This is a genomic window from Pseudomonas sp. NFR16 (assembly GCF_900108875.1).
In the GTDB taxonomy this organism is placed as follows: Bacteria; Pseudomonadota; Gammaproteobacteria; order Pseudomonadales; family Pseudomonadaceae; genus Aquipseudomonas.
In genome coordinates this window covers 984,150-1,005,697 of sequence record NZ_FNYJ01000001.1, presented here as the reverse complement: position 1 = coordinate 1,005,697, position 21,548 = coordinate 984,150, and the positions used below count along the sequence as shown (strand labels likewise).

The 21,548-nt window shown below is 61.8% G+C and carries 17 protein-coding genes; 8 read left to right on the top strand and 9 right to left on the bottom strand.

Annotation, left to right across the window (positions count from 1 at the left end):
* Positions 1-32: 32 nt before the first annotated feature.
* Both BMZ10_RS04495 and BMZ10_RS04490 read right to left on the bottom strand, forming a co-directional pair.
* Entirely contained in the window at positions 33-791 is a 759-nt protein-coding gene (locus tag BMZ10_RS04495; RefSeq protein WP_093458826.1) for an anti-sigma factor, read from the bottom strand.
* Entirely contained in the window at positions 788-1,300 is a 513-nt protein-coding gene (locus tag BMZ10_RS04490; protein WP_093458825.1) for an RNA polymerase sigma factor, read from the bottom strand. Before BMZ10_RS04490 ends, BMZ10_RS04495 begins: the two co-directional genes overlap by 4 nt.
* Before the next feature lie 178 nt (positions 1,301-1,478).
* Here BMZ10_RS04490 and BMZ10_RS04485 point away from each other — a divergent pair, with 178 nt between their 5' ends.
* Positions 1,479-2,564 (top strand): catalase family peroxidase, encoded by a 1,086-nt coding sequence (locus BMZ10_RS04485; protein WP_093458824.1) that lies wholly within the window; start codon positions 1,479-1,481, stop codon positions 2,562-2,564.
* Positions 2,561-3,106 (top strand): cytochrome b, encoded by a 546-nt coding sequence (locus BMZ10_RS04480; protein ID WP_093458823.1) that lies wholly within the window; start codon positions 2,561-2,563, stop codon positions 3,104-3,106. The genes BMZ10_RS04485 and BMZ10_RS04480 overlap by 4 nt, the downstream gene beginning before the upstream one ends.
* Before the next feature lie 105 nt (positions 3,107-3,211).
* Here BMZ10_RS04480 and BMZ10_RS04475 read toward each other — a convergent pair whose 3' ends face one another.
* From BMZ10_RS04475 to BMZ10_RS04465, 3 genes are all read right to left on the bottom strand, one after another.
* The gene (locus BMZ10_RS04475) at positions 3,212-4,354 is read right to left on the bottom strand and encodes a M14 family metallopeptidase (RefSeq protein WP_093458822.1); all 1,143 of its coding nucleotides are present in this window, start codon (positions 4,352-4,354) and stop codon (positions 3,212-3,214) included.
* Between the two features lie 141 nt (positions 4,355-4,495).
* The gene (locus tag BMZ10_RS04470) at positions 4,496-5,047 is read right to left on the bottom strand and encodes a DUF4880 domain-containing protein (RefSeq protein ID WP_093458821.1); all 552 of its coding nucleotides are present in this window, start codon (positions 5,045-5,047) and stop codon (positions 4,496-4,498) included.
* A gap of 545 nt (positions 5,048-5,592) precedes the next feature.
* Positions 5,593-6,060 (bottom strand): Lrp/AsnC family transcriptional regulator, encoded by a 468-nt coding sequence (locus BMZ10_RS04465; protein WP_093458820.1) that lies wholly within the window; start codon positions 6,058-6,060, stop codon positions 5,593-5,595.
* Between the two features lie 210 nt (positions 6,061-6,270).
* On the opposite strand from BMZ10_RS04465, the gene BMZ10_RS04460 reads away from it, so the two are divergent.
* Positions 6,271-9,756: an indolepyruvate ferredoxin oxidoreductase family protein gene (locus BMZ10_RS04460; RefSeq protein WP_093458819.1), complete on the top strand. Its 3,486-nt coding sequence runs from the start codon at positions 6,271-6,273 to the stop codon at positions 9,754-9,756.
* 1,158 nt (positions 9,757-10,914) lie between these two features.
* Here BMZ10_RS04460 and BMZ10_RS04455 read toward each other — a convergent pair.
* The 3 genes from BMZ10_RS04455 to BMZ10_RS04445 all read right to left on the bottom strand — a co-directional run bounded on the left by BMZ10_RS04455 (position 10,915) and on the right by BMZ10_RS04445 (position 14,376).
* Positions 10,915-11,256: an FKBP-type peptidyl-prolyl cis-trans isomerase gene (locus BMZ10_RS04455; RefSeq protein WP_093458818.1), complete on the bottom strand. Its 342-nt coding sequence runs from the start codon at positions 11,254-11,256 to the stop codon at positions 10,915-10,917.
* Positions 11,257-11,414: 158 nt separating this feature from the next.
* Positions 11,415-12,998, bottom strand: a complete 1,584-nt coding sequence (locus BMZ10_RS04450) for an aldehyde dehydrogenase (NADP(+)) (RefSeq protein WP_093458817.1) — start codon at positions 12,996-12,998, stop codon at positions 11,415-11,417.
* Positions 12,999-13,269: 271 nt separating this feature from the next.
* The gene (locus BMZ10_RS04445; protein WP_093458816.1) at positions 13,270-14,376 is read right to left on the bottom strand and encodes a Gfo/Idh/MocA family protein; all 1,107 of its coding nucleotides are present in this window, start codon (positions 14,374-14,376) and stop codon (positions 13,270-13,272) included.
* A 190-nt stretch (positions 14,377-14,566) separates the two neighbouring features.
* On the opposite strand from BMZ10_RS04445, the gene BMZ10_RS04440 reads away from it, so the two are divergent.
* Entirely contained in the window at positions 14,567-14,995 is a 429-nt protein-coding gene (locus BMZ10_RS04440) for a carboxymuconolactone decarboxylase family protein (protein WP_093460006.1), read from the top strand.
* Here BMZ10_RS04440 and BMZ10_RS04435 read toward each other — a convergent pair.
* The gene (locus BMZ10_RS04435; protein WP_093458815.1) at positions 14,979-16,460 is read right to left on the bottom strand and encodes a MocR-like pyridoxine biosynthesis transcription factor PdxR; all 1,482 of its coding nucleotides are present in this window, start codon (positions 16,458-16,460) and stop codon (positions 14,979-14,981) included. The two genes, BMZ10_RS04440 and BMZ10_RS04435, sit on opposite strands and share 17 nt — an antisense overlap.
* A gap of 204 nt (positions 16,461-16,664) precedes the next feature.
* On the opposite strand from BMZ10_RS04435, the gene BMZ10_RS04430 reads away from it, so the two are divergent.
* The 4 genes from BMZ10_RS04430 (at position 16,665) to BMZ10_RS04415 (ending at position 21,445) form a co-directional block, all read left to right on the top strand.
* Positions 16,665-17,105 carry a carboxymuconolactone decarboxylase family protein gene (locus BMZ10_RS04430; RefSeq protein WP_093460003.1) on the top strand — a complete coding sequence of 147 codons (441 nt, stop codon included), beginning with the start codon at positions 16,665-16,667 and terminating at the stop codon, positions 17,103-17,105.
* Between the two features lie 126 nt (positions 17,106-17,231).
* Complete coding sequence (locus tag BMZ10_RS04425) at positions 17,232-17,879, top strand: LysE family translocator (RefSeq protein WP_093458814.1); 648 nt, start codon at positions 17,232-17,234, stop codon at positions 17,877-17,879.
* Between the two features lie 186 nt (positions 17,880-18,065).
* Complete coding sequence (gene treS, locus BMZ10_RS04420) at positions 18,066-20,135, top strand: maltose alpha-D-glucosyltransferase (RefSeq protein WP_093458813.1); 2,070 nt, start codon at positions 18,066-18,068, stop codon at positions 20,133-20,135.
* 161 nt (positions 20,136-20,296) lie between these two features.
* Positions 20,297-21,445 carry an MFS transporter gene (locus BMZ10_RS04415; RefSeq protein WP_256214345.1) on the top strand — a complete coding sequence of 383 codons (1,149 nt, stop codon included), beginning with the start codon at positions 20,297-20,299 and terminating at the stop codon, positions 21,443-21,445.
* Positions 21,446-21,548 lie beyond the last annotated feature (103 nt).

The window sequence follows — 21,548 nt, the reverse complement described above, 5'->3', positions numbered from 1 at the left end:
GTTGTCGACCGCACGAGGGGCCGGCTTTGCGATCAGATCGGTTGCTTCAACGCCAGTCGCGCAGCCTGCGCGGCAGGGTCGTCCGCCGGACCCACCACGGCGTAGTTGTAACCTGCGCCTGACCAGTAATCGGCCTGCAATTCGCCATCGCGACGCGAGCCGCGCGGCAGCAGATGATTGGCTTCTCCTGGCGGGCGGATGAAGAAACTCAATGTCCGGCCCTCGCTGTCCTTGTACACCACCATGGCCGCGGCGCCCTGTTCGGTCGTCGTCAGGCGTCCGCTGACGGGTTTGAAACCCGCCGACTCAAGATCGGGCAAGCGATTGGCCTGAGCGAAATTCTTGTCCAGCCAGACCTGCACGTTGTTCGCCTTGTCGCTGCTCCAGTCGCTGGCCATGTTGGCGTTCACCGCAAACATGCGATACGCCTGCACCGCGTCGGCCATCGGCGGATTGGCGCTGGCAAAGGTGATTTCCCGGGCGTGCCAGCCGCTCAGGCCGCCGACACTGACGGCGATCAGCAATACGGCTGCGGTCGCGAAGTGTCGGGTGCGATTGCGGCGCATGCGCTGGCGAATGAAAGCGGGGTCCAGCTCCGGATTCGGCGCCCGATGCAGTTCACCGCTCAACGCAGCCCGCAGGCTCTGGGCGTCCCGCTGCCAGGCTTGTACCTGCCGGGACAGTTCGGGGTGCGCCGCAAGGTAGGTTTCCAGCGTCGACCGATCAGCGTCGTTGAGCTGACCATCGACGTAGGCGTTCAAATCGCGTTCGCTGGGGGGCAGAGTGATCATTTCAGTATCCGCAGGGCAGGGGTGGTGATTTCGCCTTCGCTGAGCTGGCGCAAGGCCTGGCGCGCACGAGACAAGCGGGACATGACGGTGCCGACCGGGACGTCGAGAATGGCCGCCACTTCGTTATAACTCAAGCCTTCGACCGAGACCCACAGCAGCAGGGCGCGCTGTTCGGTGTTGAGGCGATCGAAGGCCTGTAACGTCGTCTGCGCGACAATCGTTCGTTCGACCGAAGGCTCGAAATGATCCTCCTTGCCGCCCGTGAACAGCTCGAGCATGCGATTGTAACGACGTGAACGTCGATGGGCGTCGAGAAATTGCCTATAAAGAATGGAGAACAGCCAGGCACGCAGGTCGCCTTCGGGCCTTTTGCTGTTCCACGCAGAGAGGGCTTTTTCCAGGCTCGACTGCACCAGATCATCGGCGCTGCTGTGATCGCGGGTCAGGGAGACCGCGAAGCGACGCATCCGCGGCAGCAACTCTCTCAATTGATCGTCGACTTCATTCATGGGGGCTTCCAGGTCGATCAGCGGGATCGTTTCAAATCGTGTGACCAGAAAGACGCACGCCCGTGCAAGTTATTCCATCAACCGAAAAATAAATATCGAGGAGTGGAATAACCCTCCTCGAGCCGCGTCCCACTTCACCTGCTACTTGCACAGAGGCCTCAGGCCCGGAGAATCATTGATGAGTGACCGTGAACCGCCGCATCCCCACAAACCCCCGCTCAGTACGTCTTCACTGTTATTGCGCATGGCCGGCATCGGCGCGATCGTTCTGGTCGTTGCCGGCGCATTTGCCTACGTCAACGGCACTCTGGACCCACAGCGGCTGACGCCCGCGCGCGTTGTCGATGTCTTCGAACACAACAATGGCGTGCATCCCGGTTATCGGCGCAATCATCCGAAAGGCATCTGCGTGGCCGGCTACTTCGAGAGCAACGGCGCAGCCGCCAGCCTTTCCCGCGCCGAAGTGTTCGCCAGCGGTCGTACCCCGGTGATCGGCCGCCTCGCGCTGCCGACCGGCAATCCGTATTCGCCGGACAGCGCCGCACCGCTGCGCAGCTTCGCGGTGCAATTCACCCAGCCCAACGGGCAGCAGTGGCGAACCGGCATGAACAGCATGCCGGTCTTCCCGGTCGGCACGCCTGAGGCCTTCATCGACCTGCAGAAGGCCACCGCACCAGACCCCAAGACCGGCAAGCCTGATCCCGCCAAGCCGCCCGCCTTCTTCGCCGCTCACCCCGAAGCGCAGCCGTTCCTGGCGTGGGTCAAGACCGCCAAGCCTTCAGCGAGCTTCGTCACCGAGACCTATAACAGCGTCAATGCATTCGTGCTGGTAGATGCCAGCGGCAAACGTCAAGCCGTGCGCTGGAGCCTGGTGCCTGACGCGAAAGGTGACGCGCCGGCACCTGACGCCAAGGACTACCTGCAGAAGGACCTGAGCGACAAGCTGGCCAGCGGTCCGCAACGCTGGAATCTGGTGCTGACCTTGGCCAACCCGCAGGACCCGACCAACGATGCGTCCAAGGCCTGGGCCGGCGAGCACAAGACCGTCACTGCCGGAACCCTGGTGGTGGAGGCTGACAGCGCGCAACTGGACGGCGCCTGCCGTGACATCAATTACGACCCGCTGATCCTGCCCAATGGCATCGAAGGCTCGGACGATCCGTTGCTTGCTGCGCGCTCAGCAGCCTACGCGGCGTCGTACATGCGCCGCACCCAAGAAGTCGATCAGTTGAAGGCCGAGCCTGCGCAGGAGAAACAGCCATGAATACGCCCACCACCCATTTCGCCCCGCTGGCCCGCGCGCTGCACTGGCTGATGGCACTGATGATCATTGCCATGCTGTTCATCGGTGCAGGGATGGTCGCTTCGGTTTCGCAGCGCCATGAATGGCTGCTGAACCTGCACAAACCCTTGGGCATCGCCATTCTGTTGCTGGTCATCGTGCGCCTGATCGTGCGCCTCACTACCCGGACACCGCCGTTGCCCGCGGATCTGCCGGCGGTGCAGGCCCTGGCCGCGAAGCTTTCCCACTATCTGTTGTATGCGCTGATGTTTGCCATGCCGCTGATCGGCTGGGCAATGATCAGCGCTGCAGGCGATCCGGTGATGCTGAGTGAGTCGATCAGGCTGCCGTCGATCCTTGCGGCGAACGCCGAAACCTTCGCGCTGCTGCGCAAGGCACATCAGTATCTGGCGTATCTGTTTTTCCTGACCATCCTGGCCCACCTTGCGGCGGCGCTGTTTCATGGCTGGGTCAGAAGAGATGAGGTGCTGGACAGCATGTTGCGAGGAAAATCCCGCGGCTGAGTGCATCGCCGGTCAACGCGGCCGCTCAGTCACGCACGTGAGCTGATCTGCCGCGTTGCCTTCATGCCGCTGGCCACGAGCGGCATGAAGGCCAATGGACTGCGTTCAGCGCAGTACCGAGACCATCTGGCCCAGGGTGGTCAGCACGTCTCTGGCGAGCTGTTTCGAGCGTTTGCCCGACCAGCCGGTGAGCGCGTCTGGCGCATCGTCGTTGTCCTTGAAGGGCATTTCCAGGGTCAGTGCCAGGCATTTATAGCGTTCGCCGACACTGTTGCACGCCAGGTTCATGTTGGCGTTGCCCGGCGTGGCCTTTGGATAGCCATAACGCGTCTGGAAGTCCCTGGTCAGTCCACTCAGGCGCGCGCGGAAATCCGCTTCCAGCGCCTTCTGCTGTTCGGTGTAGCCCGGATTACCTTCGCAGGCCGCGGTGAATACGTAGGGAATTTCCTCGTCGCCGTGTACGTCGAGGAACATGTCGACGCCATACTTTTCCATCTGCTCTTTGACGAAGAACACTTCCGGGCTCAGCTCGGGTGTCGAGTCCTGCCACGCGCGGTTCAGGTCCTTGCCCTTCGCATTGGTGCGCAGGTGACCGTGGAAAGAGCCGTCCGGGTTCATGTGGGGCACCAGGTACAGGTCCGCTGAAGCGAGAAGGGTCTGCAACGCTGCGTCGTTTTCCTGCAGGCGCTCGATCACGCCTTCCATGAACCACTCGGCCATGTGTTCGCCCGGGTGCTGCTGGGCGATGATCCAGATCTTGCGTTTGCCCTCGGCGCCGTCCCCTTTGCGCAGCAGCGGGATATCCCGGCCTTCGACGCTCTTGCCAGTGGCCAGCAGCTCGGTCCCGGCCTTGTTCAGCGCCTGATCGATCAGCCAGTCATGACGTTCGCGGCTGTAGGGCTCGAAGTAGGCGAACCACACCTGAGGCTCAGTGGGTGTCAGGTCAAAGTTGAGGGCTTCACCGTCGAAGTGGCTGGGCACGCGAAACCAGGTCTTCTGATCGTACGAAGCGACGGCGTTGTACCCGGTCCATGCGCGGTTGTAGCTCGACTGGCTGGCGTTGGTCAGGCTGAACCCATGAGGCTGGCCAACCTGCATGCCCTCGACCTTGAAGTGGAACCACTGAAAGTGGGCACTTTTGCTGTCCGGGCGGATGGCCAGTTGAACGCGCTTCGCGTCACTGGCGTCGAGCACCACGATGTTGCCGCTGTCGAAATCTGCGGAGATCGAAAGGGGAGTCTGAGTCACGGAAGGATCCTGAGTACGTTGATGCCACTCACGCCATCTGGACGCCGCCGCTGCACGGCAGGACAACGTCGCTGGGCTGTTATGACGATTACTTTACACGGATCGGACGGGCAAACTGCGACAGAATGTGTTGTCTTTGGGTCACGTCAGCAGCGTGCTGAAGGCCTCGGCCGTCACTAGCAGGCTGCACAGAAACGCAGTCAGCAACAGCCAGCCGATGTAGGGCTTGCGTTTGCGTCGATGCCAGCCGCTGGCGCCGAGGATGGCCGCGGGCGCGATCAGTCTGCACCACAGTCGCTCGCTGGCCTGAAACGCACTCAGGTGGCGAGTGTCGGCGTCGAGCCAGTGGCGGAACTCGATGCGCTGACTGGCGGTGGCCAGTGGACTTTGCAGGTGCACATACCAGCGCAGGGCTTGCGTGGTGATCACGTCATCAGCGGGACTGTCGCCGGATTGACCGGCGCACTGCTCAAGCGTGCGCGTCATGCAGCGCTCGACGGCTTCGACGTCGGTCTCGAGCAGTTGGGCGATGGCGGTGTAGGAAAGGTTGTCGAGTCGGCTCAGCAGAAAGACTTGCTGAGTTCGGCGAGGCAGCTTCTGAATGCGTCGGCGGCAGGTATCGGTCTCCTGGCTGACGGGCATTCCGGGTTGCCGGGCAGGCAGCGGAAACAGGGTCGTGAGCTGATTAGTCATGGCGTGTCACTCGCAGGTCATCCGTGGGTCATTCGCTGGAAAGGAGTGGGGGCATCATCCGTGACGCAGGGCCGATCTTAGTGTTCATGAGATTCATTCTCAAGTGGTGCGTGGTTTTTTCTGGAAATTTTTACCGAATGTGTCGTTTTAGACCGGTTCAGCGATTCAGTGCTCAATATACTTTTGCTATTATGCGCGCCATCGCGACGGCTGAAGTCCCTCGCACCCTCTTCATTAGCCTGAAGACGCAACACCCGACCGAACCCAGACCCTTATAAGGGCACGAAAAAAAAGACCCGGCAAAAAGCCGGGTCAAAAACCGTGATTAGCCTGATGAGGAGATAATCCGGAAGCCGACCTAAGGCTTCTGGGTTACCGACCAGTCTCGCGACCGGTTGCGCTCAATAATAATCATTATCATTTGCACGTCAAATGTTTTTTCGCATTCCTGTGAAATAATTCGTCCGCCCCCCTTGGAAATCTCAAATCGCGCCCTCGCTGCACCTGCGCACATGGCCCGCGCCGGCGTTCGGCGGCCTGGACAGCTACTCGATGGGCAGCTCCGTCGTTCTCTTCACTGTGCTCATCGCGATATTCGAATGCGCTTCCTGCACGTGCGGGCTTTGCAGCAGTTGATCGCGCAGAAAACGCTCGTAACTGGCGATGTCCTGCACCACGACTTTGAGCATGAAGTCCATGTCTCCAGCCATGGTGTAGCACTCCAGCACCTCGGGGAAGCCGATGATCGCCTCCTCGAATTCGGTCAGATAACGCCGGCCATGGCCCGACAGCTTGACGTCGACGAAGACCGTCATGGTCAGGCCCAGTTTGGCCGGATTGAGCAGCGCGACCTTGCGCTCGATCACGCCTTCTTCTTCCAGACGATTGATTCGACGCCAGCAGGGTGACTGCGACAGTTCCACCCGCTCGGCGATCTCGGCAGCGGAGAGGTCGGCGTCATGCTGCAACAGGCGGAGGATTTTGCGATCGATGGGGCTGAGTTTGACCTGCATGAATTGACCCTTTTTTATTATTCAAACGAAACAGGCATGCAGGATATGAGCAGATTTCGGCGGATTTAGAAAGAAAAAGCCTGCGCGCCACAGGCAGTATTGGCATGTCGCCGTCGGGCTGAACCGTCTCGACGGCAAAAGGGAGCCAGGCTCACGAGGCCGCTCTCTGCTGCATTCAAATTGCACTAATAAAAACAAAGGAGTGCCTGAATGTCTTTGGCTGATATTCGTCTGGATGATAAGTATCGACTCGCCACCGGCCATCTCTACCTGACCGGAACCCAGGCGCTGACCCGCCTGCCCATGCTGCAGAAACAACGCGACGAAGCCCGGGGTCTCAACACAGCCGGCTTCATTTCCGGCTATCGGGGTTCGCCTTTGGGCAATCTCGACAAAAGCCTCTGGGATGCGAAGGATTACCTCAAGCAAAACGCCATCCATTTCCAGCCCGGCGTCAACGAAGAGTTGGCAGCGACGGCGGTGTGGGGCAGCCAGCAGGTCAATCTGTTCCCGCATGGCAAGTACGATGGCGTGTTCGCCTTGTGGTACGGCAAGGGCCCGGGCGTCGATCGATGCGGCGACGTGTTCAAGCACGGCAACTCGGCAGGCGTCGCCGAAAACGGCGGCGTGTTGATCCTTGCAGGTGACGACCATGGCTGCAAATCGTCGACCATCGCTCACCAGAGCGAACACGCATTCATTGCCTCGATGATCCCGGTGCTCAACCCGAGTAACGTTCAGGAAATCCTCGATTACGGCATCATCGGCTGGGAGTTGTCGCGCTACAGCGGTTGCTGGGTGGCGATGAAAACCATTGCCGAGAACGTCGATTCTTCAGCCGTCGTCGAAGTCGACCCATTGCGCATCCAGACGCGCATCCCCGAAGACTTTCAGTTACCCAAAGGGGGCCTGCACATCCGCTGGCCCGATCCGCCGCTGGCGCAGGAAGCCCGGCTCAATACCTACAAGATCTATGCCGCCCGCGCATTTGCGCGCGCCAATCAGCTGAACAAGGTGGTCATTGATTCCCCGCAGCCAAGGCTGGGGATCATCACCACCGGCAAGTCCTATCTGGACGTGCGACAAGCGCTGGAAGAGTTGGGCATCGACGAGCAGCTGTGCGCGTCGGTGGGCATCCGGGTGTTGAAGGTCGGCATGAGCTGGCCGCTGGAACCCGTTTCCGTGCACGACTTCGCCGAGGGACTGGACGAGATTCTGGTGGTCGAGGAAAAGCGCAGCGTCATTGAAGATCAACTGACCGGCCAGCTCTACAACTGGCCCGTCGAGCAGCGTCCGCGGGTGGTGGGTGAGTTCGATGAGGACGGACGCTCGTTGCTGCCCAACCTGGCAGAGCTGACCCCGGCCATGATTGCCCGCGTCATCGCCAAGCGGCTGGCGCCCATTTACAGCAGCCCGAAAATCGAGGCGCGCCTGCAATTTCTCCAGGACAAGGAAAAGGCGCTGGCCGCGCCACTGTTCAAGACCCAGCGTACGCCGCATTTCTGTTCCGGCTGCCCGCACAACAGTTCGACCAAAGTCCCGGAGGGCAGTCGCGCGCTTGCCGGAATCGGCTGCCATTACATGACCATCTGGATGGACCGGGAAACTGACACCTTCACCCAGATGGGCGGCGAGGGCGTGACCTGGATCGGGCAGGCGCCGTTTACCCATACGCCTCACGTGTTTCAGAACCTGGGCGACGGCACGTACTTCCACTCCGGTCATCTGGCGCTGCGTGCGGCCGTGGCGTCCGGCGTCAACATCACTTACAAGATTCTCTACAACGATGCCGTCGCGATGACCGGCGGCCAGCCGATCGACGGCGTGCTGCGGGTCGACCAGCTCAGTCGCCAGGTCTTCAACGAAGGCGTGCAGCGCATTGCGCTGGTGTCGGATGATCCGGACAAATACCCGAGCCGGGATCAGTTCGCGCCGATCACCACCTTTCACTATCGACGTGATCTGGACAGCGTGCAGCGCGAGTTGCGCGAGTTCGAAGGCGTGTCGGTGATCATCTACGATCAGACGTGCGCCACCGAGAAGCGCCGTCGGCGCAAGCGCGGCACGATGCCCGATCTGGACAAGCGCGCTGTCATCAACCCGGCGGTGTGCGAAGGCTGCGGCGACTGTGGGACGAAGTCCGGTTGCCTGTCGATCCTGCCCAAGGAGACCGCTGAGGGGCGCAAGCGCGAGATCGACCAGAGTGCCTGCAATAAGGATTTCAGCTGCGTCGAGGGATTCTGTCCCAGTTTCGTGACTGTTCACGGCGGCACGCTGCGCAAGCCTGCGCTGCCTGACCGCGAGCAGGCGTTCGCACAGTTGCCCGAGCCATCCCTGCCAAGCCTTGATCGTCCGTTCAATATTCTGCTGCCAGGCGTAGGCGGCACGGGCGTGACCACCGTCGGTGCGATGCTAGGTTATGCCGCGAACCTGGAAGGCAAGGGCTGCAGCGTTCTGGACCAGGCCGGACTGGCGCAGAAGTTCGGGCCAGTGGTCAGCCATATTCGTATCGCCGCGCGTCAGGAAGACCTGTTTGCGGTGCGCATCGCGGCGGGTGAAGCGCACTTGCTGCTGGGGTGTGATCTGCTGGTGGCCTCGGGGCCGGATGCCATTGCCAAGCTCAGCAGCGAAAAATCCTACGCCGTCGTGAATAGCCAGCAGACCCCGACTGCGGAGTTCACTCGCAACCCCGACGCCGAATTCCCGGCAGAAGCCATGATGCAGACGATCCGCGAAGCTGTTGGCGAGCAGAAAACCCACTTCATCCAGGCGACTGATCTGGCCACTCGATTGATGGGCGACAGCATTGCCAGCAACCTGTTCATGCTCGGTTACGCGTTCCAGCTCGGCTTGATTCCGTTGACCAGCGCAGCCATCGAGAAAGCCATCGAGCTCAACGGTGTCGCCGTCAGCCTCAACCAGCAAGCGTTCCTGTGGGGGCGTCGCGCCGCGTTCGATCTGCCCGCGGTTCAGGCGGCGGCCTATCCGCAGGCAGCGCCTGCCGAGCCACCTGCGACGCTGACCTTGCAGGAGCGCCTGGAGAAAAACAGTCAAGCGCTCACTGAATATCAGAACCTGGCGTACGCCGAACGGTACCTGGCGCTGGTGTCCAAGGTGCGGGAGGCCGAGGCGCGGCTGTTCCCCGACGATCAACCGGCGTTGACCGAAGCGGTGGCGTTCAATTACTTCAAACTGCTGGCCTACAAGGACGAATACGAGGTGGCGCGGCTGTACAGCAACGGCGACTTCACCCGACAGCTACAGGCACAGTTCGAAGGCGACTACCGGCTGGAATTCCATCTGGCGCCTTCCTGGCTGGCCGCGCGTGACCCGCGCACCGGCGTGCCGCGCAAGCGCAGCTTCGGGCCCTGGATGCTGAAAGCGTTCGACGTACTGGCCAGGTTCAGATTCCTGCGCGGCACGGCCTTCGATCCGTTTGGCTGCAGTCTTGAGCGCCGTCAGGAGCGTGAGTTGATCGACCGCTATGTCGCGGACGTCGAGCTGATCCTGAGTCACCTGAACGCTGGCAATCGTCACACTGCGTTGAGTCTGGCGCGTCTGCCCGAGCGCATCCGCGGTTACGGACACGTGAAGGAAAGCGCGATGCAGGCCGCCGCGCTGCAGGCGGCGCGTATGCGTCAGAGCCTGATAAGCGGCGAGATTGAGCTGCCGAAGCTGTATGAAGTGGCGGCTTGAACAGGCGAAGGAGGTGAGGGACGTTGATCGAGGGGGGGTAAAGACAGTTGGCTCAATCCCACAGGTTTTGAGTCTGGCCGAGGAACTTGGCAATGCCTGGAGATCCGAGTGGGAGTAAACCAACTGTCTTTGGCGCCGGATTCGATCAACGCGTAATCCCCGGCGCCTTCCCGGCTAAAGCCGGTCCTACGAAAAACTTGCAGCGTCTGTAGGACCGGCTTCAGCCGGGAAGAGGCTCGTGCAGGCTGTAGAGATGCAGCGTCTGGGAATCAGTCTTCGCGAGCAAGCTCACTCCCACAGGTTTTGAGTCTGGCCGGAGAGTTTGGCAATACCTGGAGATCCGAGTGGAAGTGAACCAACTGTCTTTCGTGCCGCATTCGATCAGCGCGTAATCCCCGGCGCCTTCCCGGCTAAAGCCGGTTCTACGAAAAACTTGCAGCGTCTGTAGGACCGGCTTTAGCCGGGAAGAGGCTGGTGCAGGCTGTAGAGATGCAGCGTCTGGGAATCAGCCTTCGCGAGCAAGCTCACTCCCACAGGTTTTGAGTCTGGCCGGAGAATTGGGTAATGCCTGGAGGTCCGAGTGGGAGTAAACCAACTGTCTTTCGCGCCGGATTCGATCAACGCGTAATCCCCGACGCCTTCCCGGCTAAAGCCGGTTCTACGAAAAACTTGCAACGTCTGTAGGACCGGCTTTAGCCGGGAAGAGGCTGGTGCAGGCTGTAGAGCTGCAGCGTCTGGAAATCAGTCTTCGCGAGCAAGTTCACTTCCACAGGTTTTGAGTCTGGCCGGAGAATTGGGTAATGCCTGGAGATCGGAGTGGGAGTGAACCAACTTTCTTCCACGCCGGATTCGATCAACGCGTAATCCCCGGCGCCTTCCCGGCTAAAGCCGGTCCTACGAAAAACTTGCAGCGTCTGTAGGACCGGCTTTAGCCGGGAAGAGGCTGGTGCAGGCTGTAGAGATGCAACGTCTGGGAATCAGTCTTCGCGAGCAAGCTCACTCCCACAGGTTTTATCGCCCAGCCCGTTACCAGTCGGCGCCGCATCACCTTGTCGGCGCGCGCTTGCTCTGGGCCGCACTCGGACGATCGACTGCGCAGCAGTCGTAAAACCAACCATCGCGGTGTGCCTGACACACCGCTTACACCGGGTTTACTGTTCAATCGTCCCGGGTCAGCACTTCCAGCAGTTCAATTTCGAAGATCAGATTCGAGTTGGGTTTGATGTGGGCGCCCATCGAGCGTTCGCCGTAGGCCAGGTGGGCCGGGACGAGGAGCTTGCGCGTGCCGCCGACCTTCATCCCCATCAATCCTTGATCCCACCCTTTGATCACCCGGCCAGTGCCGATCACGCATTGAAACGGCTTGCCGCGCTCCCACGAGGAATCGAACACCGTGCCGTCTTCCAGCGTTCCGGTGTACTGGGTGGTGATCAGCGCGCCCTTGACCGCCGCTTTGCCGGTGCCTTCCTGCAGGTCAATGATGTGAAGTTCGTCGTTCATGTCCGGTGTCCATTGCCGCGTCGATTGTCAGGCGGCGATGCTAGTGGGCGACAGGGTCGCTGGCAATGCGCATCACGCCGAGACGCAGATCCAGGCCAAAAAAAAGGCGCGCCCGTGGAAGGGCGCGCCGTTTTTAGTTGCAGCGGTTCAGGGCGTCATCAGGCGATGACGTCGCTGCTCCACTCGCCGTTGACCAGGCGCTTGAGGCCCAGTGGGTTGGCGTTTTGCAGCGCGGCCGGCAGCAGGCTGTCCGGATAGTTCTGGTAGCAGACCGGACGCAGGAAGCGGTCGATTGCCAGGGTGCCGACGGAGGTGCCGCGAGCATCGGAGGTTGCCGGGTATGGACCACCGTGCACCATCGCGTCGGACACTTCCACGCCGGTCGGGTAGCCGTTGACCAGGATGCGGCCAACTTTTTCTTCCAGCACCGGCACCAGCCACTGATATTTCTGCAGGTCAGCGGTTTCGCCTATCAGGGTCGCGGTCAACTGGCCGCGCAGGGCCTGCAGTGCGGCTTTCAGCTCGGCATCGTCCGCGACTTCGATCAACAGCGTGGTCGGACCGAACACTTCTTCCTGCAACAGCTCATCGCCGTTGAGCAGCATGCTGACATCAGCCTTGAACAGCTGGGCCTGAGCCTGTTTGCCTTCCTGCGGTTTGCCCGCCAGGTGCGTCACGCTCGGGTGTGCCAACAGTTTCTGCACGCCTTTGCTGTAGCTGCGCAGGCCGCCTTCGTTAAGCATGGTCTGCGGCGCCTGGCCACCCATGTGCTCTTTCAGCTGTTCGGTGAACGCGGTCAGGGCAGGGGAACGGATGCCGATCACGACGCCCGGGTTGGTGCAGAACTGACCCGCACCCATCACCACCGAAGCCGCCAGTTCGCCAGCGATCGCAGCGCCGCGAGCCGTCAGCGCGCCCGGCAGCAGCACGACCGGGTTGATGCTGGACATTTCAGCGAACACCGGAATCGGCTGTGGACGCTCGGCGGCCAGTTTGCACAGGGCGTTACCGCCGTGCAGCGAACCGGTGAAGCCGACGCCTTGAATGGCTGGATGCTTGACCAGACCTTCACCCACGCCGCTGCCGAAGATCATGTTGAACACGCCTTTTGGCATGCCGGTTTTTTCGGCGGCACGGACGATGGCCTGGCCGACCAGGTCAGCGGTGGCCATATGGCCGCTGTGAGCCTTGACCACGACCGGGCAGCCAGCGGCGAGTGCCGACGCGGTGTCGCCGCCTGCGGTGGAGAAGGCCAGCGGGAAGTTGCTCGCACCGAACACCGCGATTGGGCCGACGCCGATGCGGTACTGACGCAGATCCACGCGTGGCAGCGGTTTACGCTCAGGCAGCGCCTGGTCGATACGTGCACCAAGGAAGTCGCCGCGGCGCAGGACTTTGGCGAACAGTCGCATCTGGCCGCTGGTACGACCGCGCTCACCCTGGATACGACCGGCCGGCAGCGCAGTCTCCTGGCACACCAGCGCAACGAAATCATCGCCCAGCGCGTCGAGTTCATCGGCGATGGCGTCGAGGAATTCAGCGCGGCGTGCCGGGCTCAGTTGACGGTATTCAAGGAAGGCTTCTTTAGCGGCCAGCGCGGCAGCGTCGATTTCCGCGTCAGTGGCCTGGTGGAATGCATAGGGCAGGGCTTCGCCAGTCGTGGCATCGAGGCTTTTGTGGCGTGCTTCGCCGAGGCCGCTGCGGGCGCCGCCGATGAAGTTCTGGCCGAGAACGTTAGGCATCTGCTTCTCCTGTTATTTTTGGGACGAATCGATCAGGCGTTGACGCCTGACGAGGAATTCGGGATTGCATGAAGCATCGCGACGATAACGCCGAAGGCTTATCAAAAGTTGACAGTCATCATACAACTGCATTTTTTTACCCGCAAGGCGCGAGGGCGCAGCGAGTCAAATCGCCAGGTACTGATCGCTAAGCGATGGCGCAGGCAAAGATTGCTGGCAAGCACGACCCGCGCTTGCCAGCAGCAGCCCAACCAGACAGACAACCGCCGTCTCAGGCGTTGGGCTCGTCGGTATTGATGTAAGGCGGCACCTTCGCCAGCGGCAGTCGGCGCGCCTGCTCAATGCTGATGCCTGGCCGATCCGGCAGGGGCTCAAGCTTTTGCGGCTGGCCAGTTTTCAGCGCCCGCTCGACCGCTTCCACCACTCGCACGTCCCGCCAACCTTCGTCGCCGTCCGGCTCGGGTTCACGGTCCTGAAGGATGCAGTCGGAGAAGTACTGGGTTTCGCCACCGAACTGATCCACAACCGGATGGCTGTGCTCGGTGGTCTTGCCGTCGATGATCGCGCGATAACTGATTGCCACACCTTCGCCGAAGCCGAAGCAAGGTGAGGCTTCGAACTCGCCGCCTGTGCCGATCAACTGGAAGCGTTCGGTGGCCGGCAAGCTGTAGCTGACGGTGAAGGTGGCCAGACGTTCCTGCGCGAAACGCAACGTCACGTTGACGGTGTCGTACGTGTTGATTTCACGTCCCGGCGTCTTGATGCCGACCGCGTGCACTTCCAGCGGCTCGGCGGCGAACAGGTTACGAACCGCGTTGATCGGATAAGGCCCCATGTCTGCCACCGGGCCTGCGTCGAAGCCGCTCTGCATCCGGTGGTTGGCCGGATCGGTGGTCTGCGCGAACGTTGCGGTGAACAACCGAGGCTCGCCAATCTCGCCAGCGCGTACACGATGGACCATCTCCACAGTGCCCGGCTCGAAATGCAGGCGGTAGGCGACCATCAGTTTCGCGCCGGAGCGTTTCGCCGCTTCGGCGATGGCCAGGCAGTCTTCCTCGTTGGCCGCCATGGGCTTCTCCAACAGCACATGAATGCCGGCTTCAAGCGCAGGGACGGCGAATTCGCGATGACGGAAGTTGGGCGTGGCGAGGTAGATCGCGTCGATCTCACCAGAGCGCAGCAGCGTGTCGAATTCGTCGTAGTGATAACTCTTGAGGTCATACAGTGCGGCAAGCTCGTCGGCCTTCACGGGGTCGCCGGTCACCAGCGCGGTCATTACCGAGTTGTCGGTTTGCTCCAGCCCCGGCATGAACGCGCCTTGGGAAATCCAGCCCCCGGCGACGACTGCGTAGCGGATTTTGCCGTTTGAATCTGGCATTGAATGGCCCTCCATTTTGTTGCGGACGGTTTGTCCGGCGCCTGTGTAGTCGGCAGGTGAGGGCGACAGAAGTTCCATCCCATGCACTGGCGGCGTGCAATGGCCTGACGATCTTCCGGCAGATTGGCTATTGGGAGCACCTTGGTCGCAGGCCTACTTTGAGCGCCTGTTTTCGGATGCGAATCTGGCCATGAGGTCTTCACTGGATGTTCATCAGGCGTCACCGGGTGCTATCAAAGCGATGCAGGCGCTGGAACAGGCGGTCAATCGCTTGCCTCTGGCGCCCTCGCTGATGCTGCTGGTCAAACTGCGGGTGTCGCAGCTCAATGGCTGCGCCGGCTCGGTCGAGCGCTACAGTCAGGATGCCTGTCTGCAGGGAGAGTCCGAGCGCAGGCTGTACGCCGTGCCGGTCTGGCGAGACTCGCCGTTGTTCGACGCGCGCGAACGGGCTGCGTTGAATTGGAGTGAAAGTGTCACGCGGATCACTTCCACCCATGCGCCTGACGCGGACTATGCCTGGCTCTGCGAGTACTTCAGTGAGAGCGAGCGCGTCGACCTGACCCTGCTGATCGCCACGATCAACAGCGTGAACCGGCTGAGCGTCAGCCTGCGTCGTTGAGCCCGCCGCGTGGCGGCAGCGCCCGGTCCTGGCCGTCGAGCTGGAGCAGCAGATCGCGTACCCGGTCCAGCGCCGGATCGATGTCCAGCGTCTCGATGGCGCCGAAGCCGACGATCAGCCCGTCCCGTGGCGCGACGTCGCAGTAAAAGCCCCGCAGAGGGTACAGACCCACCTCGACCTTGCGCGCCAGCTCGACCAGCAAGGCCAGATTGATCGGCACCTTGAACATCACCGCCATGTGGAAACCTGCCGTGCTTGGAATCGCCTCCATCCAGGGCGACAGGTCGCCGGCCAGCCGCGCCAGGATCCGCTCGCGGCGGCCGGCGTAAATGCTGTGGCTGCGGCGAATGTGCTTGTTCAGCAAGCCTTCGCTGATGAATTTGGTCAGCGCCCATTGTGGCAGCGTGCTGGTGTGCCAGTCGGTCAGTTGCTTGGCCTTGATCACCGCCTCGCGGATCGCCTGGGGAAGCACCGCGTAACCCAGGCGCAGCTCCGGCAAAAGCGTTTTGGAAAACGTGCCGACATACGCCACCACGCCGTGCTCGTCCATGCTTTGCAAGGAGTCGGTGGGCCGGCCTTCATAGCGGAATTCGCTGTCGTAATCATCCTCGATGATGATCGCGCCGATCCGCCGCGCCTTGTCCAGCAACGCCTGTCGACGGGCCACGCTCATTGGCATGCCCAGCGGCATCTGATGGGACGGCGTGACGTAGATGGCGTGAGCGTTGTCGGGGATTTCGTCGACGATAATGCCTTCGCTGTCGACCGGCACACTGGCAACGTCAGCGCCTTGCGCGGCAAACAGCAGGCGGGCCGGGGTGTAACCGGGGTCTTCCACGGCAACGGTGCAGCCGGGCGCGATCAAAACCCGGGCGATGAGGTCCAGCGCCTGCTGCGCGCCGTTGCACACCACCAGATCGTCGGCCACGCATTTGACCCCGCGAGCGAACGCGATGTGGCCGGCGATGGCGCTGCGCAGGGCGGCCAGTCCCTCGGGCAGGCTGTAGAACCCGCGAGCGCCTGTCATCTGGCGCAGCGCGTAGTGGGTGCAGCGGCGCCACTCGTCATGGGGGAATTGCGTCTTGGCCGTCGCGCCGCCGATGAAGTCGCAGCGCAGCGTGCCTTCCAGCGTCGGGTGGCGCAGTGGCAGGACGATGTTCTGCCATTTGTTCACCACCTCGATACTGGCCAGATCCGACACCTGCTGCGGGCGCGGGCGGGGCGTGGTGAGGGTGTTGACGAACGTGCCGCTGCCGACCTTGCCCACCAGATAATTCTCGTACGTGAGCCGGCTGTAAGTGTCGGAAATGGTCTTGCGCGACAGGCCCAGCTGGGCGGCCAGCAAACGGCTGGGTGGCAGCTGCACACCCGCGGCCAGGCGGCCGGATTCGATGCTGTCGCGCAGCTGTTCATATACTTGATTCGCCAGATCCTTGCGGCCCTGGATGACGATATGAAGTTCCACGTAAACCCCTGAGCGCCATGACCGGCGACGATGCACGATCACAAATTCTAGCCAGCGGCCCAGGCGGCGGTACAGCTGCGTGCGGAAAAAACCGCGAATTGGTCTGCCAATTGGTCCGGCGCTATTACGCCGTATTGGCTATCGCCTGAAAGCGGCATTGGGCCCAGCATGCAAGCGTGCATGTGCGTCGTTGAGGAATTTTCAGTGCAGCCACGGCTCGACTATTACACCGCATCCCCCGATGCCCTCAAGGCGCTCATGCTGCTCGAAGCGGCGAACTTCGACTTGTGTATCGACAAGCCCCTCATGGAGCTGATCAAACTGCGCGTCTCCCAGCTCAACGACTGCGCGTTCTGCGCCGACCTGCACGCGACCGAAGCGCGCCGACAGGGCGAAAGCGACCGGCGCCTTCATGGTCTGATGGTCTGGCGCACATCGACATTGTTCAGTGAGCGCGAGCGCATGGCGCTGGCGTGGTGTGAATCGGTGACGCTGCTCGAACGTCCTGAGCCATCCGATGCTGTGTACGCGCAGCTTCGCGCGCATTTCTCGCCCCGCGAAGTCGTGGACCTGACGGTGGGCATCGCCACCGTCAATTGCTGGAACCGCATGGCAATTGCGTTTCGCAAACAGCCGTCGCCGTGACGGCGGGCAAAAAACTGACCCTTTCGACATGTTTGCCTCTCGGCCATCGGCAAAACCCTGCGATCCCGTTATCCTGCGCGCTGTTTTTTGTAACGCATCGTTAACCGGATTGAAGGACCGACAGACATGGAGTTCACCAGCGGCTTTTTACTGAGCCTTTCCTTGTGCCTGGACATCGGCGTGGCGAATATCGCGATGATCACGCTGGCGATGCAGCGCGGCTATTTGCAAGGCTTCTGGCTGGGATTGGGGTCGTGCTTCGGTGACCTGTTTTATGCCGTGCTGGCCATGGCCGGGATGACCGTTCTGCTGCAATACGAATGGGTACGTTGGGGATTGTGGCTGGGCGGCTCGGCGATCCTCGTCGGCTTTGCCGTGAAAATGGTCGTTGCGGCGCTGAGCAGTCACGCCAGCCTCGCCATGGCGGGCGAAGAAAATGCCCGCTCGGGTCTGCGGGAGTTTTCCCGCGGGGTGTTCCTGGCCGTGTCTTCACCCACCGCGATTCTCTGGTTCGCGGCCGTGGGCGGCACGCTGATCTCCCGCGCGGGCGGGCATGGCACCCTGAGCACGACGCTGTTCCTGCTCGGCTTTTTCTTCGCGGGCGTGGCCTGGTGCGTGTTCATCTGTTTTGCCGCCAGTCACGGCGGTCGCCTGCTGGGCGACAAGCTGCTGCGCTATTCCTACTGGGTCTCGGCGGCGATCTTCTGCTACTTCGCGATCTACGTGATCCTCTCCGGTTATCAGGAATTCATCGTCAACGCCGCACGCGGTTGATGCCCCTGGAGCAGCCACGCCTGTGGGTTGTCACGAAATCTGCGATCACCGTTCTTCATGCAACGAACGTTTGGGCCTGTGCACGCTCATAGACTTAAGCAACGGCGTAGACAGGATCGTCCCGGCCCGCGAAGCCGCCGCCCGGGCGACCTCTCCAATCCTCTTGAAGACGGAACCCTGGATCCTATGACCACCCCGGACAAGCAGTATGTGGAATGGCTGGTGGAGCAATCGATGCTCCATGCCGCCCAGCAACGCGCAAAACTTTATGGTGGCCAGGGCCGGCTCTGGCAACGGCCTTACGCTCAGGCCCGACCACGGGACGCTTCGGCGATCGCTTCGGTCTGGTTCACCGCGTATCCCGCCTCGATCATCACCCGCGAAGACGGCTCGGTGCTTGAGGCCCTGGGCGATGAAAAACTCTGGCACGCGCTCTCGGAGATCGGCATTCAGGGCATTCATAACGGGCCGTTGAAGGCGTCCGGCGGCCTCAAGGGGCGTCAGCGCACGCCGAGCATCGACGGAAATTTCGACCGCATCAGTTTCGAAGTGGATGCCGATCTGGGCACCGATGCGCAGTTTCTCAACCTCAGCCGTATCGCCGCCGCGCATAACGCCGTAATCGTCGACGACGTGATCCCGTCGCACACCGGCAAGGGCGCGGATTTTCGTCTGGCCGAGCTCGCTTACGAGCAATACCCCGGCCTGTACCACATGGTCGAAATCAAAGAGGAAGACTGGGCGCTGCTGCCTGACGTGCCGCCAGGGCGCGACGCGATCAACCTGCCGCCGGCGACGGTGGATGCGCTGCGGGACAAGCATTACATCGTCGGTCAGTTGCAGCGGGTGATTTTCTTCGAGCCCGGTGTCAAGGAAACCGACTGGAGCGCCACGCCGGTGATTACCGGCGTTGACGGTAAGGACCGGCGCTGGGTGTACCTGCATTATTTCAAGGAAGGTCAGCCTTCGCTCAACTGGCTGGACCCCAGCTTTGCCGCGCAACAGATGATCATCGGCGATGCGCTGCATGCGATCGATGTGATGGGCGCGCGGGTGCTGCGCCTCGATGCCAACGGCTTCCTCGGCGTGGAGCGCAAGGCGGACGGCACGGCGTGGTCGGAAAGTCATCCGCTGTCGATTACCGGCAACCAATTGCTGGCCGGCGCGATTCGCAAGGCGGGCGGGTTCAGTTTTCAGGAACTCAACCTGACCATCGACGATATTGCTGCGATGTCCCATGGCGGCGCCGATCTGTCGTATGACTTCATCACGCGCCCGGCCTACCAGCATGCGTTGCTCACCGGCCGGACCGAATTTCTGCGGCTGATGCTGCGCCAGGTGCATGACTTCGGCATCGACCCGGCGTCGCTCATTCACGCCTTGCAGAACCACGATGAACTAACCCTGGAACTGGTGCATTTCTGGACGCTGCACGCCCACGATCAGTACCTGTACATGGGGCAGACGTTTCCCGGCAACATTCTGCGTGAGCACATCCGCGAAGAAATGTACGAGCGCCTGGCTGGCGAGCACGCGCCGTACAACCTCAAGTTCGTCACCAACGGCGTGTCGTGCACTACTGCCAGCATCATCACCGCCGCGCTGGGCATTCGTGACCTGGACGCCATTACTGATGCCGACGTCGACACCATTCGCCACATCCATCTGCTGCTGGTGATGTTCAATGCCATGCAGCCAGGCGTGTTCGCGCTGTCGGGTTGGGACCTGGTAGGCGCATTGCCGCTGCCCGCCGAACAGGTGGCCCATCTGATGGGCGACGGCGACACGCGCTGGATTCATCGGGGAGCCTACGATCTGGTGGACCTGGACCCTGATAACGAGGTGTCGGCTGGCGGCATGCCGCGCGCTAAAACCTTGTACGGCAGCCTGATCGAGCAATTACAGCGCCCGGATTCCTTCGCGTCGCAGCTGAAGAAAATCCTCGCCGTGCGTCGCGCCTACGACATCGCGGCCAGTCGCCAGATCATGATCCCGGACGTCGAACATCCAGGCCTGTTGATCATGGTTCACGAACTGCCTGCAGGGAAGGGTACGCAGATCACGGCGCTCAACTTCAGCGCCGAACCTATCGTCGAAACCCTGCATCTGCCGGGGATCGCACCGGGCCCGGTGGTCGACATCATCAACGAGCGCGTCGAAGGCGATCTGACCGAAGAAGGCGAATTCACCATCACCCTAGACGCCTACGAAGGCCTGGCGCTGCGGGTCGTCAGCATGGTGGCGCCGATGATGTAAAACGGCGCGCTGTGCTTTGCCTTGTGGGGGTCGGCCAACGGTGCCCACAAGGCTCAGGCGGCATTCGGTTACGACTCTGGATCACCACGCTTCACGCTCCGAGCTTCACTCACTGAACACTGCAACCCACACTTTCCTGACCTCTGTTGGAACACTGCCCTTTGTCTATCGCTCAGTCCGTCAAAACCCCCACGTTGATTCACCTCTGGAGCTACCGCCTGACGTTTCTGTTATCCGGCATGGCGCTGGGCGCGTGGGCGCCGTTGGTGCCTTACGCCCGCGACCGGGCCGGCGTCGGCGAGGCCGAACTGGGGCTGCTGTTGTTGTGCTTCGGGCTGGGTTCGCTGCTGGCCATGCCACTGGCCGGCATGATGACCACGCGCAAGGGTTGCCGGTTTGTCGCCTTGGTCGGTGGCACGCTCATTTGCTGCATGCTGCCGTTGCTGGCGAGTCTGTCGTCCTTCGCAGGCCTCGCCCTGGCCCTGGCTGTGTTCGGTGCCGGCCTTGGCAGCATCGATGTGGCCATGAACGTGCAGGGCCTGATGGTCGAACAGGACCATGGACGACCGCTGATGTCGGGATTCCATGGGCTGTTCAGTCTGGGCGGCATCACCAGTGCGTTACTGATGAGCCTGTTGCTGTGGGCCGGGGCGACGCCGCTGTTGTCGGTCTGCGTGGTGGTGGCGATTGTGGCCGGATTGCTCCTCTGGCACGCCCGGCACCTGTTGCCCTATGGCGCTGATGATCCCGCAGCGCCGGTGGCGCGTCCGACCGGAAAAGTGCTGGTGGTGGGGCTGCTGTGCTTCGTCGCGCTGTTGGTCGAAGGCGCCATGCTGGACTGGAGCGCGCTGTTTCTGAGGACCGCGCATCAGGTCGACCCGCGCATCGCAGGAGGCGCGTTCGCGGTGTTTTCACTGACCATGGCCGCCGGGCGTTTCTGTGGCGACACCCTGCGGCGTCGCTTCGGCGCGGTGCGGGTGCTGGTAATCGGCGGCGTGTTGGTGATGGTCGGATTCGCCATGGCGATCCTGCTCGAATCGCCGCCCTTGTTTCTGCTGGGCTTCGCGCTGATCGGCATCGGTTTGTCCAACACCTTTCCGGTGTACTGCTCGGTAGTGGGCGCGCAAACCGCCATGCCGCCGGGGCTGGCGATTGCCACCATCACCGCCATCGGTTACTCGGGCATTTTGCTGGGGCCGGCGTTGATAGGGTTCGCCGCGCACGCGACGGGGCTGCGCGTGGCATTGCTGTGCGTGGGAACGCTGATGCTCGCGCAAGTGCTGACCGCGCGACGCCTGGCGAAAGTCTGACGGCATTATTGCTTTGATCGATGTTGATCATTGATCGACTCAAGTTTTGAATTTCTCGCGCAAGGCTCAGGATTGCACCACATCCACTGAGCCGCGGTGCGGA

Excerpts from the sequence above, each read along its gene's own strand:
- BMZ10_RS04495 (WP_093458826.1), bottom strand. The coding sequence starts at position 791 with ATGATCACTCTGCCCCCCAGCGAACGCGATTTGAACGCCTACGTCGAT.
- BMZ10_RS04490 (WP_093458825.1), bottom strand. The coding sequence starts at position 1,300 with ATGAATGAAGTCGACGATCAATTGAGAGAGTTGCTGCCGCGGATGCGT.
- BMZ10_RS04485 (WP_093458824.1), top strand. The coding sequence starts at position 1,479 with ATGAGTGACCGTGAACCGCCGCATCCCCACAAACCCCCGCTCAGTACG.
- BMZ10_RS04480 (WP_093458823.1), top strand. The coding sequence starts at position 2,561 with ATGAATACGCCCACCACCCATTTCGCCCCGCTGGCCCGCGCGCTGCAC.
- BMZ10_RS04470 (WP_093458821.1), bottom strand. The coding sequence starts at position 5,047 with ATGACTAATCAGCTCACGACCCTGTTTCCGCTGCCTGCCCGGCAACCC.
- BMZ10_RS04465 (WP_093458820.1), bottom strand. The coding sequence starts at position 6,060 with ATGCAGGTCAAACTCAGCCCCATCGATCGCAAAATCCTCCGCCTGTTG.
- BMZ10_RS04460 (WP_093458819.1), top strand. The coding sequence starts at position 6,271 with ATGTCTTTGGCTGATATTCGTCTGGATGATAAGTATCGACTCGCCACC.
- BMZ10_RS04455 (WP_093458818.1), bottom strand. The coding sequence starts at position 11,256 with ATGAACGACGAACTTCACATCATTGACCTGCAGGAAGGCACCGGCAAA.
- BMZ10_RS04450 (WP_093458817.1), bottom strand. The coding sequence starts at position 12,998 with ATGCCTAACGTTCTCGGCCAGAACTTCATCGGCGGCGCCCGCAGCGGC.
- BMZ10_RS04445 (WP_093458816.1), bottom strand. The coding sequence starts at position 14,376 with ATGCCAGATTCAAACGGCAAAATCCGCTACGCAGTCGTCGCCGGGGGC.
- BMZ10_RS04440 (WP_093460006.1), top strand. The coding sequence starts at position 14,567 with ATGAGGTCTTCACTGGATGTTCATCAGGCGTCACCGGGTGCTATCAAA.
- BMZ10_RS04425 (WP_093458814.1), top strand. The coding sequence starts at position 17,232 with ATGGAGTTCACCAGCGGCTTTTTACTGAGCCTTTCCTTGTGCCTGGAC.
- treS (WP_093458813.1), top strand. The coding sequence starts at position 18,066 with ATGACCACCCCGGACAAGCAGTATGTGGAATGGCTGGTGGAGCAATCG.